At 64.3% G+C, this 13,068-nt stretch carries 12 protein-coding genes; 7 read left to right on the top strand and 5 right to left on the bottom strand.

Going from position 1 to position 13,068, the window contains the following annotated elements; genetic code table 11:
• Window positions 1-20: 20 nt before the first annotated feature.
• The 3 genes from GKC28_RS07550 to GKC28_RS07540 all read right to left on the bottom strand — a co-directional run bounded on the left by GKC28_RS07550 (window position 21) and on the right by GKC28_RS07540 (window position 2,678).
• Window positions 21-572, bottom strand: coding sequence for a CHAP domain-containing protein (locus GKC28_RS07550; protein ID WP_174146301.1), 552 nt, complete (start codon window positions 570-572; stop codon window positions 21-23).
• 165 nt (window positions 573-737) lie between these two features.
• Window positions 738-1,196, bottom strand: a complete 459-nt coding sequence (locus GKC28_RS07545; protein WP_174146300.1) for a DNA polymerase III subunit chi — start codon at window positions 1,194-1,196, stop codon at window positions 738-740.
• Window positions 1,197-1,202: 6 nt separating this feature from the next.
• Complete coding sequence (locus tag GKC28_RS07540) at window positions 1,203-2,678, bottom strand: leucyl aminopeptidase (RefSeq protein WP_174146299.1); 1,476 nt, start codon at window positions 2,676-2,678, stop codon at window positions 1,203-1,205.
• Window positions 2,679-2,879: 201 nt separating this feature from the next.
• On the opposite strand from GKC28_RS07540, the gene lptF reads away from it, so the two are divergent.
• From lptF to GKC28_RS07505, 7 genes are all read left to right on the top strand, one after another.
• Window positions 2,880-4,007 carry an LPS export ABC transporter permease LptF gene (gene lptF, locus GKC28_RS07535; RefSeq protein ID WP_174146298.1) on the top strand — a complete coding sequence of 376 codons (1,128 nt, stop codon included), beginning with the start codon at window positions 2,880-2,882 and terminating at the stop codon, window positions 4,005-4,007.
• Window positions 4,004-5,107: an LPS export ABC transporter permease LptG gene (gene lptG, locus GKC28_RS07530; RefSeq protein ID WP_174146297.1), complete on the top strand. Its 1,104-nt coding sequence runs from the start codon at window positions 4,004-4,006 to the stop codon at window positions 5,105-5,107. The genes lptF and lptG overlap by 4 nt, the downstream gene beginning before the upstream one ends.
• Window positions 5,091-7,280: an LPS-assembly protein LptD gene (lptD, locus tag GKC28_RS07525; RefSeq protein WP_174146296.1), complete on the top strand. Its 2,190-nt coding sequence runs from the start codon at window positions 5,091-5,093 to the stop codon at window positions 7,278-7,280. The genes lptG and lptD overlap by 17 nt, the downstream gene beginning before the upstream one ends.
• Window positions 7,265-8,524 carry a peptidylprolyl isomerase gene (locus tag GKC28_RS07520; RefSeq protein WP_174146295.1) on the top strand — a complete coding sequence of 420 codons (1,260 nt, stop codon included), beginning with the start codon at window positions 7,265-7,267 and terminating at the stop codon, window positions 8,522-8,524. Before lptD ends, GKC28_RS07520 begins: the two co-directional genes overlap by 16 nt.
• Window positions 8,521-9,492 (top strand): 4-hydroxythreonine-4-phosphate dehydrogenase PdxA, encoded by a 972-nt coding sequence (pdxA, locus tag GKC28_RS07515; protein WP_174146294.1) that lies wholly within the window; start codon window positions 8,521-8,523, stop codon window positions 9,490-9,492. Before GKC28_RS07520 ends, pdxA begins: the two co-directional genes overlap by 4 nt.
• Before the next feature lie 84 nt (window positions 9,493-9,576).
• A complete protein-coding gene (rsmA, locus tag GKC28_RS07510; RefSeq protein WP_174146293.1) occupies window positions 9,577-10,419 on the top strand; it encodes a 16S rRNA (adenine(1518)-N(6)/adenine(1519)-N(6))-dimethyltransferase RsmA in 843 nt (280 codons plus the stop codon).
• Between the two features lie 40 nt (window positions 10,420-10,459).
• On the top strand, window positions 10,460-11,242 hold the full coding sequence (locus GKC28_RS07505) for a pyridoxine 5'-phosphate synthase (RefSeq protein WP_174146292.1): 783 nt from the start codon (window positions 10,460-10,462) through the stop codon (window positions 11,240-11,242).
• 82 nt (window positions 11,243-11,324) lie between these two features.
• On the opposite strand, the gene GKC28_RS07500 is transcribed toward GKC28_RS07505, so the two are convergent.
• Both GKC28_RS07500 and prmC read right to left on the bottom strand, forming a co-directional pair.
• Window positions 11,325-12,002, bottom strand: a complete 678-nt coding sequence (locus GKC28_RS07500) for a DUF4167 domain-containing protein (RefSeq protein ID WP_174146291.1) — start codon at window positions 12,000-12,002, stop codon at window positions 11,325-11,327.
• A 213-nt stretch (window positions 12,003-12,215) separates the two neighbouring features.
• Window positions 12,216-13,067: a peptide chain release factor N(5)-glutamine methyltransferase gene (gene prmC, locus GKC28_RS07495; RefSeq protein WP_174146290.1), complete on the bottom strand. Its 852-nt coding sequence runs from the start codon at window positions 13,065-13,067 to the stop codon at window positions 12,216-12,218.
• Window position 13,068 lies beyond the last annotated feature (1 nt).

The raw sequence follows: 13,068 nt of genomic DNA, 5'->3' as shown, positions 1-13,068 counted from the left end.
CCCAAGCCGGGGCAGCGGTTCTATCCGTTGCCAGGCTCTGCTGCAATGAACCCCTTGACGGGATAGACCCGCCCGAACGCGCCCGGATAGCTCTCCAGGCGGACCGCGGACCAGTCGTTCTTTTCAGACACATCAATCACAGCCATGCCCAGCGAGATCTTGTTGCGGTGCCAATTGGCGTGGTTGACCCGGATTCTGCGCGCATCCTCGACCTTGGACACAACAGCAACATGACCCAGCGGGTTGGAGCGGGTGGCGCTGAACGCCATCACGGCGCCGGGCTGCGGCTCCCTGCTGCGGGCAAACTGACCCTTTGCCTGCGACCACCAGGTCTTGGCATTGCCGAAGATCTCGATCCCGCTGGCATTGCGGGCAAAGGGTACGCACCACACGCGGCGACCCTTGGATTGCAGGTACTGAACTTCCTGAACCGCATATTCCAGCCGCGCGGCCTCAGCCTCTGCCCGGCTTACTGGTCCGTTCTGCATGTCGCCGCAATTGGCCAGAAAAAGAAGGCCAGCGCCGGCAATAGAAAGCAGCCGCAGCCGCTTGACCGCACGTCCAAATTCCATCTGTCCCCCCAGTGTCCTGGTTGTTTTTCCGGTGGTCCGGTTATTGTGCTGGCAGGGATAAAGGCCGAGTGACAAAAAATCGAGCATTTGCTGCCCTTGTGAAACAATTCACACAGGCCGTCGGCGATTTTTCGCCAACACCAGACATCGCCACCGGATTTCCGCCTATTTCTCGGCCTTCTTTTCCCAGCGGCCGCTTTCCTCGGACCAGTACTGGGCGGAACAGCCCGCATCAGTCAGGGACTTCCACTGGGTGCGGGCGTGCTGGACGGCCTCGGGATCGGTGCCGTCAAACAGGATGCAGACACGGCTCAGCGCCTGCACTTCCTCTGCGCTGACGGCGGCGCCATCGACCGCCATCACGCATTCAGGATTATTGGCCGCTTCCAGCCCTGCTGTCAGCAGGATGGGCTGCAGCGCGTCATGGGGGCCGCCCGCCAGGCCATGGGCCAGAAAGCTCTCCTCCGCCCCCTGCCACAGGCGGTCATCCAGCCAGGCCATGCGCTCCGGGTCGCGCCCGCGCACCGCAATGCGCCAGCCCGCCCCCCGCGCCTTGTCCAGAAGCACCGGCAGGGTCTCCTCCAGCGGCCTGCGCGTCAGATGATAGAAATAGGCGGCCCCCATTGGTGCTTATTCCGCCTCGAACTTGTCCGAGACCAGCCGGTTCAGCGCCATTACGCCCCAGCCAGTGGCGCCTTTGGGCGCAAAGTCCGTGTCTTTGCTGACCGAAGCTACACCGGCGATATCCAAGTGGATCCACGGCATATCGTCCTTGATGAACCGCTGCAGGAACTGCGCCGCGGTGATCGAACCCGCAGGACGGCCGCCCACGTTCTTCATGTCGGCGATGCGCGATTTCAGCTGCTCGTCATAAGCTTTGCCCAAGGGCATCCGCCAGGCGCCCTCGTCCTCCGCCTTGGCGGCCTTCAGGAAGGCATTGCAGAGATCATCGTCGTTGGAGAACACGCCGGCATTTTCATGCCCGAGCCCGATGATGATCGCGCCGGTCAGGGTTGCCAGGTCAATCACACCCGCGGGCTTGAACCGCTCCTGCGCGTACCAAAGGACGTCGCACAGCACCAAACGGCCCTCGGCATCGGTGTTGATGATCTCGACGGTGTCGCCCTTCATCGATTTCACCACGTCGCCCGGGCGGGTGGCATTGCCCGACGGCATGTTTTCTACGAGACCAACCAGGCCAACCACATTTGCCTTGGCCTTGCGCAGCGCCAGCGCCCGCATGGCACCGGCCACGACGCCTGCGCCGCCCATATCCATGGTCATCTCTTCCATGCCGGCGGCGGGCTTCAGGGAAATGCCGCCAGTGTCGAACACCACGCCCTTGCCGACCAGTGCCAGCGGCGCGGCATCCTTGGCGCCGCCCTTCCATTGCATCACCGCCACTTTGGACGGGCTGTCGGAGCCTTGCCCGACGCTCAGCAGCGTGCGCATGCCCAGTTTTTCAAGGTCTGCCTCCTCCAGGATCTCGACCTCCAGGCCGATCTCTTTCATTTCCTCAATGCGGCGGGCAAATTCCGTGGTGGTCAGGACGTTTGCGGGCTCATTGACCAGATCCCGGGTCATATGCACCCCCTCGGCCACCGCCAGCAGCGGTGCGCAGGCGGCCTCCAGTTCCGCCGGCGACTTGGAAGCAATCACCACTTCGCCCTCCGGCTTGTCGTCCTTCGGCGATTTGTGGTTGTCAAAGGTATAGTCCCGCAAGGCCATTCCCATGGCCAGATCCGCGGCCTTGTTCATGCTGCCGGCCATAACGGTCAGCCGCTTGCCAGCGGCCGCCTTCACCAGCTTGGCGCCCGCCTGGCGCGCTTCCACCGGCGTCAGCTTGCGCGGCAGCACCAGCACGTCCAGTGCCTCCGCCTTCATGCCCGCGGGCCAGTTCAGCGATATCACATCCCCTGCCTTCGCCTTTTTGAACCCGACCGAGTCGATCAGCCTCGCGATCGCGCCTTTGGCCATCCGGTTGGCGCTGCGCGCAGCCTGGTCCAAGCTGCCGTCCGGCGTCACCATGACCGCAACCCGGCCGGTCATCTCTGCCATCGCCTTGGGGTCGTATTCGGCAAAACGGATCGGGGTGAGGCTGGTCATATGCGCGCGCTCCTGCTGAAAATCATTTGGTTCTTGGCACCAGAGGTATCCTGCAGAGCGGCGGTTGGAAAGACCCGGTTGCGCAGGCCGACACCTGCGGTCCGCCGCCGATTGCCGGGCCGGGCGAGAATGCAGTTTTCCCCGCCAGTCAAATCCACTAAGGTCCGCCAAAACAACAATGGCAAGATCTGGGGGGATCGGGTGTCACGCTACGACAGATATGTGCTGTCACAGTATCTGCTCTTCTTCGGCTTCTTTGCCCTGATTCTGGTGGCCGTGTTCTGGGTCAACCGGGCCGTTGTCCTGTTTGACACGCTGATCGGCAACGGGCAGTCCGCGCTGGTATTCCTGGAGTTCACCGCGCTCACCCTGCCTAACCTGATCCGCATGGTGTTGCCAATTGCCGCCTTCGGCGCCGCGGTCTGGGTCACCAACCGGCTGAACAGTGAAAGCGAGCTGACCGTGCTGCGCGCCACCGGGACCAGCCCCTGGCAAATGGCCCGGCCGGCATTTGTATTCGGCCTCATCACCGCGCTGATGATGTCGGCGCTGACGCATTACCTGCTGCCAGCCTCGATCAGCCAGCTGGAACTGCGCGAAAGCGAAATCTCGCGCAACATCACCGCCAAACTGCTGAGCGAAGGCGATTTCCTGCATCCCGCTGATGGTGTCACCTTCTACATCCGGCAGATCGAGCCGGACGGCACCCTGAAAGATGTTTTCCTTTCGGATCGCCGCGACCCGGAAGTGACAGTCACATACACCGGCAACCACGCGTTTCTTGTACGCGACGGCGAAAGCGCGCACATGATCATGGTGGAAGGCATGGCGCAGCGGCTCGACAACAAGTCGCAACGGCTCTCGACCACGTTCTTTTCCGATTTCTCATATGATATCAGCTCCCTGGCCCGCCAAGCTGAGAACCCGCCCCGCAACATTCGCGCCATTCCCAGCCTGGAACTGATGAACAGCACCGCGGCTGTCACCCAAAGCGATGGTTACTCCGCCGGCGCCCAGGCCGAAGAACTGCACCTGCGCTTCGCCCGCGCGCTGGTCTGCATTGCGGTAACGCTGATTGGATTCTCCGCATTAATGCTTGGGACATTCTCGCGTTTTGGCGTCTGGCGGCAGGCGATGCTGGCCTTTGTTATCCTGATCTTTGTTGAAGGCCTGCGCGGAGTGGTTTCCGAACCTGTTCTTCAAAATCCCAACCTTTGGCCGCTGATCTATCTGCCCACCCTGCTAGGCTTGGCGGTGGCGCTGGCCTTTCTGATTCTGTCCGCCCGCCCCAAACGGATCCGGGCAACGGCACCGGAGACCTTGGCATGAAGCTGGATCTCTACTATGCGCGCCGTTTCCTGCAATGGTTTCTGGTGATTGTTGCGGTGCTGATGACACTGGTGGTGCTGATCGACCTGAACGAACAGATCCGCCGGTTCGAGTCTATCGAGCTCAGCCTGGCGCAGCTGGTTGGGCTGACCCTGCTGAACATCCCGGCAGCACTCAGTGAATTTCTGCCGCTGATCATGATCCTGTCGACCATCGTGCTGTTTGTTGGCCTGGCCCGCAGCAGCGAGCTGGTGGTGACCCGTGCCATCGGCCGGTCCGGCATCCGTGCGCTGGCAGCACCAGTGCTGGTGGCGGCAGCCATCGGCGGCCTGGCTGTCACCATGCTGAATCCCATCGCAGCCGCCACCGCCAACCGCTATCAGGATCTGGCAGAGACCTATCACAACGGCGGGCCCTCCGCCTTGTCATTGAGCGGCGAGGGCCTTTGGCTGCGCCAGGGCGGCGCCCGGGGCCAGTCGGTCATCCACGCCAAAGGTTACAGTGGCGACGCTGCTGACATCACCCTGATTGACGTTTCGATCCATGCCTACACCAACGCTGGCGTACCGGTGCGCCGCATAACAGCCGAAACGGCACGGCTGGACGGCAGTCAGTGGGTCCTGACCAACGCCAAGGCCTGGCCGCTGGCCGCCGGCATCAATTCCGAAACCGGCGCTGCCCGGCATAAAGAGCTTCGGCTGCCAACCACGCTGACCACAGACCGCATCCGGGGTACGCTGGGCAGCGCCAGCGGCATTTCGATCTATGACCTGCCTTCCACCATCCGTGAACTGTCAGCCGCCGGTTTTACAACCAAGCGTTATGAAGTCCGGCTGCAGGCGGAACTTGCCCGCCCCCTGTTTCTGATTGCAATGGTGCTGGTCGGCGCATCCTTCACCATGCGGCATGCCCGCTTTGGCGGCACCGGCCTCGCTGTGCTGATGGCAGTGCTGCTGGGTTTCGGGCTTTATTTCATCCGAAATTTCGCGCAAATCCTTGGCGAGAACGGGCAAATCCCGGTGGTGCTGGCCGCCTGGGCGCCGCCCGCTGCCGCGATACTTTTGACTTTGGGACTGCTACTACATGCCGAAGACGGGTAACTTGCGCCGGGCGCTGCTTATTACCGCTGTACTGCCCTGGCTGGCGCTGTCTTCTGCGGCCCCTCAGGCTCAGACTGCGACGCCGCCGGATCCGGCCCAGCCTGCAATGCTTGTCGCCGACCAGGTGTTCATCACCCCGGACCGGACACTTGTGGCAGAAGGCAATGTGGAAGCCTTCCAGGGCAATATCCGACTGCGCGCGCAAAAGATCATCTTTGACCGGACCACCGGCACCCTGCAGATCGAAGGCCCGATCCGCATTGACCAGAACGGCGACTTCACCATTCTGGCCAATGCCGCCGAGCTAGATCAGGATCTGCGCAACGGCCTGCTGACCGGCGCACGCATGGTGTTCCAACAGCAGCTGCAGCTGGCCTCACTGCAGATGACCCGCGTCAGCGGCCGCTACACGCAGCTTTACAAGACCGCCGTCACCTCCTGCGATGTCTGCGATGACGGCCGCCCGCCGCTCTGGCAGATCCGCGCCGAACGGGTGACCCACGACCAGCAGGAACGGCAGCTCTATTTTGAAAGTGCCCAGCTGCGAGTGCTGGACGTGCCGGTTTTCTATTTTCCAGCAATCCGCCTGCCAGACCCCTCTCTGGAACGGGCCAATGGTTTTCTGGTTCCCTCGGTTCGCTCGACTTCGAACCTTGGCACCGGGCTGAAGATCCCCTATTTCTTCACGCTCGGCCCGCACAGGGACCTGACCCTGGCGCCCTATATTTCGTCCAGCACAAAAACCCTGGACCTGCGTTACCGACAGGCCTTCCAACGCGGCCGCATCGAGTTCAACGGTGCCTATACGCGCGACGATCTGTACCCGGATCAGGACCGCGGCTACATCTTCGGAACAGGCCAGTTCGAATTGCCGCGCGACTACCGCCTGACCTTCGACGCAAAGATGGTTTCAGACGATGCCTATCTGGCGGACTACGGCCTGCCTGACCTCGACCGGCTGCGGTCCAGGCTCGAGCTGTCAAGGGTCCGCAGGGACAGCTTGCTCCGCGCATCGCTAACCCACTACAAAACCCTCCGTTCCAGCGAAGACCCCGACGAGATCCCCTCCGGCATTCCCGAAGCGCTTTTTCAGAAACGCTATTTCCCCAGCCTTACGGGTGGAGAAATCCGGCTGACGCTTGAAGGAAACGGGCGTTACAGGCGCTCAACAAACCGGGGCGACGGGCTGAGCGAGGACTCCGCCACCGGCCGGGACGTGGTCCGGCTGACCGCTGACCTGAGCTGGCACCGCACCTGGATACTAGGCTACGGGGTCTTGGCAGAAGCGGAGCTGGGCACCGCGGCAGACGCCTCCAGAGCATATGATGATGCCTACTTCACCGACGAAGTCACCCGCCTGACGCCCCGTGGTGCAATGACCTTCCGCTTGCCCATGACCCGCCGCGAGGTCAATGGTGCCATCCAGTATCTGGAGCCGATCCTGCAGCTGGGCTGGCGCAACGAAGGCAGCGGCGATGTGGTCAGCGAGGAAAGCAGGTTTGTCGAGTTCGACCAGGGCAACCTGTTGTCGCTGTCCCGTTTCCCGGCAACCGATGCCCGCGAGGACGGATTTACTCTGGTCTATGGCGCCAATTGGGCACGCTACTCTCCCCACGGCTGGCAGGCCTACGCAACTATCGGCCAGGTGTTGCGCAGCGAGGGCGACACCCGTTTCACCAAAAGTTCGGGGCTCAGCGGCACTTCGTCAGATCTTCTGCTGGCCGGCCAGATCAAATTCGGCGACGGTCTGGCGATCTCCACCCGCGGTCTGCTGAATGGCTCGCTGAACTTCTCCAAGGCCGAAGTCCGTGGCGAATGGCACTCGGACCGCTCCAGCCTTTCCGGCACCTACCTGTGGCTCGGCACCGACCCGGACGAGGACCGGACAGAGGAAAGCTCGGAAATCTGGGTCGACGGGCGCTACGACATCAATCCCACCTGGTCTGCCAGCGCCCGGCTGCGCTACGACATTTCCGGCGCCCGTGCGACCCGGGCAGGCCTGGGTCTGGCCTACCAGAACGAATGCGTAACGGTCGACCTTTCGGTCAACCGCCGCTATACCTCTACAACAAGTGTTGAGCCAACAACGGATTTCGGCTTTACCATCTCGCTCAGCGGTTTCTCCGTGAAGAGCGGCAACAAACAGTACAGGCGGTCATGCAGCAAGACGTGAATACCCGGTTCCCGGCTCCCTTCCTTTCCCGTGCTCTCAAGTCCGCAGCCGCACTGGCGCTGGCCGCGGGTCTTTCCCTGACCGGCCTGCCGGCCGGGGCACAGAACCTTTTTGCCCCCGCTATCACCGTGAATGACGAGGTCATCACCCGCTACGAGCTGGAACAGCGCGCCCGCTTCCAGTCCGCGCTGCGGGTTCCGGGCGACCCGCTGGAAACCGCCCGCGATGAGCTGATCAACGACCGCCTCAAACTGGAAGTGCTGGAACAGGCGGGGATTGAACTCTCCGACGAGGATGTGACCGCCGGCATGGAAGAACTGGCGGGCCGCGCCAACCTGTCGCTGAACGACTTCCTGACCGCGCTTCAGCAACAGGGCGTCGCCCCGCAGACCGTGCGCGATTTCACTAAGATCGGCCTGGGCTGGCGCGAATACTCCCGCGCCCGCTTCCTGTCCCAGGCCCGCCCCACGCCCGAGGAGATCGACCGCGCGATGGGCAGCGCGGGCACCGGCAGCGTCCAAGTGCTGCTGAGTGAATTCATCGTACCGATCAACGAGCAGAACGCCGCCCAGGTCGAAGAGCTGATCGAGCAGGTTTCGCGGCTCAAGGGCTACGACAGTTTTGCCGCCGCAGCCACTCAGTACTCCGCCGCAGCCAGCCGCAACGAGGGCGGCCGCCTGCCGTGGATGCCGCTGACCAAACTGCCGCCCCAGCTGCAGGAAATCGTACTGGCGCTGAAGCCGGGTGAGATTTCCGAACCGCTGCCGCTGCAGAACGCCGTCGCACTGTTCCAGATGCGCGGCGTGCGTGAGGTCGAGGGCGCCGCTCCGCGCTATACCGCAATCGAATACGCCACCTACTACCTGCCCGGCGGGCGAACACCGGAAAGCCTGGCGGCAGCGCAGCAGGTCGTGAACAGCGTCGACACCTGCGAAGACTTTTACGGCCTGGCGCAGGGCCAGGACCCTTCGGTGCTGGACATCCAAAGCCTGCCCCCCGCGGACATCCCCCGCGACATCGCGCTGGAACTTGCCAAGCTCGACCCCAGCGAAACCTCCACCGCGCTGACCCGCAACAACGGCCAGACGCTGATGGTTCTGATGCTTTGCGGCCGCACCGCCGACCTCGGTGAAGGCGCCAACCGCGAAACCGTGGCCAATGCGCTTACCGGGCAGCGGCTGACTTCGCTGACTGACAGTTTCCTGGAACAGCTGCGCGCAGACGCCCGGATCGACATCAAATGACCTCCTCCGGGCCTATTGCTCTCAGCTGCGGTGAACCCGCAGGCATCGGCCCGGAGATCGCCGTCAAGGCCTGGGAAACCCTGCGCGCCGCCTGCCCGTTCTTCTGGATCGGCGACCCGCGCCACCTGCCCGCCGGCACCCCGGTCAAGGAAATCGCCGCCCCGGCAGAGGCCGCGGCAGCCTGCGCGGACCACTTCCCCGTGATGCCGCTCGCCTTCGGCGGCAGCGCCGCGAAGGGGACTGCTGACCCGGCCAATGCCGCCGGAGTCATCCAATCCATCGAAACCGCCGTGCGGCTGGTCCAGCAAAGTGAAGCCTCTGCCCTTTGCACCGCCCCCATCCACAAGAAAGCGCTGATTGACGGCGCAGGATTTGCTTACCCCGGCCATACCGAGTTCCTCGCGTCTCTTGCGGGCCGGGACCGCGTGGTGATGATGCTGGCCAGCGAGCAGCTGCGGGTGGTGCCTGCCACCATCCACATTGCCCTGTCGGACGTGCCAACGGTGCTGACCCCGGGCCTCCTGCGCGAAACCGTTGAAATTACCGCCGCAGGCCTGCGCGGCCAGTTCGGCATCGCCGCGCCGCGCATCGCGGTTGCGGGCCTCAACCCGCACGCAGGCGAAGGCGGCGCCATGGGCCGCGAAGAACTCGACTGGATCAACGCGCTGGTCGTTGAGATGCAGAATGAAGGGTTGAACATCACCGGTCCGCACCCCGCCGACACCATGTTCCATGCCGCCGCCCGTGCGCGCTACGACGCGGCCGTCTGCATGTACCACGACCAGGCGCTGATCCCGATCAAGACGCTGGACTTCGACCGCAGCGTCAACGTGACCCTGGGGTTGCCCTTCATCCGCACCTCCCCCGATCACGGCACCGCCTTCGACATCGCAGGCACCGGTCAGGCCAACCCCTCCAGCCTGATCGAGGCGCTGAAGCTGGCGCAAGCCATGGCCGCCAGCACTTGATTCTTCTACTGGCGGCAAATATCCCCGCCGGAGGCATGAAAATTCCGGCGCGCCCCCCGCGCCCTGTCCCAAGGTCCAGATGACATGAGCGCCATCGACTCTCTCCCTCCCCTGCGTGAGGTGATCGCCACCCATCAGCTGTCGGCGCGCAAATCGCTGGGCCAGAACTTCCTTCTGGACCTCAACCTCACCGCCAAGATCGCCCGCCAGGCAGGCGACCTCACCGGCTGCGACGTGCTGGAGATCGGCCCCGGCCCCGGCGGCCTGACCCGCGGCCTGCTGGCCGAAGGTGCCCGCCGCGTGCTGGCGGTGGAGAAGGACCAGCGCTGCCTGCCCGCACTGCAAGAGATCGCGGATGCCTATCCGGGCCGCTTCGACGTCATCAACGGCGACGCGCTGGAAATCGACCCGCTGGAGCATCTCACTCCGCCGATCCGCATCGCTGCCAACCTGCCCTACAACGTCGGCACCGAACTTCTGGTGCGCTGGCTGACGCCCAAGGCATGGCCGCCGTTCTGGCAGAGCCTCACCCTGATGTTCCAGCGAGAGGTGGCCGAGCGCATCGTCGCGCAGCCCGGCACCAAGGCCTATGGCCGCCTGGCGATCCTGGCGCAGTGGCGCGCGGATGCAAAGATCGTGCTGTCGCTGCCCCCAGGCGCCTTCACCCCGCCGCCCAAGGTCTCCAGCGCCGTGGTGCATCTGGACGCCCTGCCGGAACCGCGTTTCCCGGCCGACGCCGCGATCCTGTCCCGCGTGGTGGCCGCCGCCTTCAACCAGCGCCGCAAGATGCTGCGTGCCTCGCTCAAGGGCATCTCGCCCGATATCGAGGCGCATCTGACGGCGGCAGGCATCCCTCCGACTGAGCGTGCCGAGCAGGTGAGCCTGGAGGCCTTCTGCGCCCTGGCCCGCGAAGTGGCCAAGGCCTGATCCTCATTCCCCAAAGAACTTGCCGGAGCATGATTTCCCGATGACCCAGCCCGTCGCCCCGCGCCCGACCCTCCTGTCCGTGAACGTCAACGCGGTCGCCTATTTGCGCAACCGTCGCGAGGTGCCCTGGCCCGACCTGATCGACATCTCCCGCGCCATCCTGCAGGCCGGCGCCCACGGCATCACCGTGCATCCGCGCCCGGATGAGCGCCACATCCGCTTTTCCGACCTGCCCGCCCTGGCGCGGCTGATCGCCGAGGAATTCCCGCAGGCCGAGTTCAACATCGAGGGCTACCCGACCCGCCATTTCATCGACCTGGTGCTGGAAAACAAGCCGCATCAGGTGACACTGGTTCCTGACACCCCGGAACAGTCCACCTCCGACCACGGCTGGGACTTTGCCGCCGACGGCGAAATGCTCCTACCCATCGCCGAGGAGTTCAAGGCAGCCGGCATCCGGGTCTCCTACTTCGTGGACGCCAGCCCGGCTGACCCCGCGCTGGCGCGGCAGGCGGGTGCCGACCGGATCGAGTTCTATACCGGCCCCTACGCAGAACAAACCACGTCCGGCGCCGTTGCGCAGGAGCTTGGCAAGATCAAGGACACCGCCGACGCCGCCCGCGCGTTGGCCGCGGACGGCAACGGCGCGCTGATGATGAACGCAGGCCATGACCTGACCGTGGAAAATCTCCCCGGCCTGCGCCAGGCCATCCCCGATCTGGCCGAAGTCTCCATCGGCCATGGCCTGACTGCCGACGCCCTGATGCTGGGCTTCCCCGAAGCCGTCCGCCGCTACTTGCGGGTGCTTGGCCACGAGGCCTGAACGGCGCCACAGCGGACCACCTTCACGAAAAACCCCCGGGGCCAGCGGCTCCGGGGGTTTTGCAAATCTGACTGAAACCGGCTTACTCGGCGGCTTCTGCCGGGCCATCCTCTGCCTTCGGCTTCGGTTTGGCGCGCGGCCGGCTTGGCTTCTTCGGCGCCGGGGCGTCGCCGCCCTCGCCTGCCGCTTCAGGTCCCTCAGCCTTGGCTGCGGGTTTGCGGGCGCGGGGCTTGCGGGCCGGGGCTTTCTTCGGGGCCGCTTCCTCTCCGCCTTCTGCCGGAGCCGCGCTCTGGCTTTCCGGAGTTTCGACGAGGCCGCTGTCCTGGCCGTTGCCGTTGTCGCCGCGCGGATCAATCACCTCCGGCTGGGGCGCGCTGGCCGGGTCGCTGTCTGCCGCGGCAGTGGCTGCCGCCTCGCGCTCCTGACGCTCCAGCCGTTCCGCGCGCTCGCGGTCGCGCTCGGCCTGGCGCTCGCGGTTCTGGCGCTCCTGCTCCTCGCGGCGCGCCTCGATCTCGCGCTGCGCTTCGTTCAGCATCCGCAGGTAATGCTCCGCGTGCTGCTGAAAGTTCTCGGCCGCAACCCGGTCATTGCCCAGCTGCGCATCGCGGGCCAGCTGATTGTATTTGTCGATGATCTGCTGCGGGGTTCCGCGCACCTTGCCTTCGGGACCAGAGCTGTCGAACACCCGGTTGACCACATTGGCGCCGTTCGGGCGATTTCGGTTCGACTTGGAGCGTGAACGTGATTTGGACGATCTCATATGCCTATCATAAGCCTTGAGTTAATGCGCCGTTGACCCTGTGCAGCGCGCCTCAGCGCCGGATCGTTAGCTTTTTGGGCTTGATGCCGTGGGAATGCTTGAAAAGCGTTCACCTCTATACGGCTCATCTTGAGTAACCATGTTCCGAAGCGCCAGACAAGGGGGCCAAAGGAACTTTCTGAGCTTTTTCGGTCGAATCTGCGGTTTACCGCGTCAAAATCCGCGATTTGAGGGGGAATGCGCCCGTACCACCCTGTCACGCCCGTCCAGGTCCGGCAGCACCGCGATACCACTGAAACCTGCTGCCTCCAGCAATGCGCTGACCGCCTGGCCCTGGGACGGGCCGATTTCCAGCAGCACCCGCCCGCCCGGTGCCAGATGCGCGGCTGCCTGTGCGGCAATCTTCCGGTAGGCCCCCAGCCCGTCCCCGCCATCAGTCAGGGCAATGCCCGGCTCATGCCCGCGCACCTCGGCTGACAGCCCCTCCATCTCATCCAATGCGATATAGGGCGGGTTCGACACGATCAGGTCAAACTGCCCCTCAACGTTTTCAAACCAATCCGATTGCTGGATATCGGCGCGCGCCTCCACCCGGTGCAGCACCGCGTTGGCGCTGGCCTGCAGGCAGGCCGCCTCGCTGATGTCGACCCCCAGCGCGGTGGCCTCCTGCCGTTCCGCCAACAGCGTCACCAGAATGCAGCCGGAGCCGACGCCCAGATCCAGCACCCGTGCGTAAGGTTCCGCCAGCGCTGCCTCGATCAGGATCTCGGTCTCAGGACGCGGATCCAGCACATCGCGCGAGACCTTGAAACGGCGGCCGTAGAACTCCCGCTCGCCGATCAGATGCGAAACCGGAACCCGCACGGCACGCAGCGAAATCAGCTGCTCATAGCGTTCCGCCACTTCCGCCGCTAGTTCCTCCGGCGCGATCAGCGTGACCCGGCTGGCCTCAATCCTGGCCGCATGCGCCAGCAGCACCCGAGCATCGCGCGCCGGGTCCGGCACCCCGGCGGCCCGGAGCTTGGCCGTTGCTGCCGCCATTGCCTGTGCCGCGGTCTCAGTCATA

Origin of the sequence: Leisingera sp. ANG59, assembly GCF_013317235.1 — a bacterium.
In the GTDB taxonomy this organism is placed as follows: domain Bacteria; phylum Pseudomonadota; class Alphaproteobacteria; order Rhodobacterales; family Rhodobacteraceae; genus Leisingera.
The sequence above is the reverse complement of the archived record's forward strand: the minus strand, read 5'-3'. Positions and strand labels throughout refer to the sequence as shown.

Excerpts from the sequence above, each read along its gene's own strand:
- GKC28_RS07545 (WP_174146300.1), bottom strand. The coding sequence starts at position 1,196 with ATGGGGGCCGCCTATTTCTATCATCTGACGCGCAGGCCGCTGGAGGAG.
- rsmA (WP_174146293.1), top strand. The coding sequence starts at position 9,577 with ATGAGCGCCATCGACTCTCTCCCTCCCCTGCGTGAGGTGATCGCCACC.
- lptD (WP_174146296.1), top strand. The coding sequence starts at position 5,091 with ATGCCGAAGACGGGTAACTTGCGCCGGGCGCTGCTTATTACCGCTGTA.
- GKC28_RS07520 (WP_174146295.1), top strand. The coding sequence starts at position 7,265 with ATGCAGCAAGACGTGAATACCCGGTTCCCGGCTCCCTTCCTTTCCCGT.
- prmC (WP_174146290.1), bottom strand. The coding sequence starts at position 13,067 with ATGACTGAGACCGCGGCACAGGCAATGGCGGCAGCAACGGCCAAGCTC.
- pdxA (WP_174146294.1), top strand. The coding sequence starts at position 8,521 with ATGACCTCCTCCGGGCCTATTGCTCTCAGCTGCGGTGAACCCGCAGGC.
- lptG (WP_174146297.1), top strand. The coding sequence starts at position 4,004 with ATGAAGCTGGATCTCTACTATGCGCGCCGTTTCCTGCAATGGTTTCTG.
- GKC28_RS07550 (WP_174146301.1), bottom strand. The coding sequence starts at position 572 with ATGGAATTTGGACGTGCGGTCAAGCGGCTGCGGCTGCTTTCTATTGCC.
- GKC28_RS07505 (WP_174146292.1), top strand. The coding sequence starts at position 10,460 with ATGACCCAGCCCGTCGCCCCGCGCCCGACCCTCCTGTCCGTGAACGTC.
- GKC28_RS07540 (WP_174146299.1), bottom strand. The coding sequence starts at position 2,678 with ATGACCAGCCTCACCCCGATCCGTTTTGCCGAATACGACCCCAAGGCG.
- GKC28_RS07500 (WP_174146291.1), bottom strand. The coding sequence starts at position 12,002 with ATGAGATCGTCCAAATCACGTTCACGCTCCAAGTCGAACCGAAATCGC.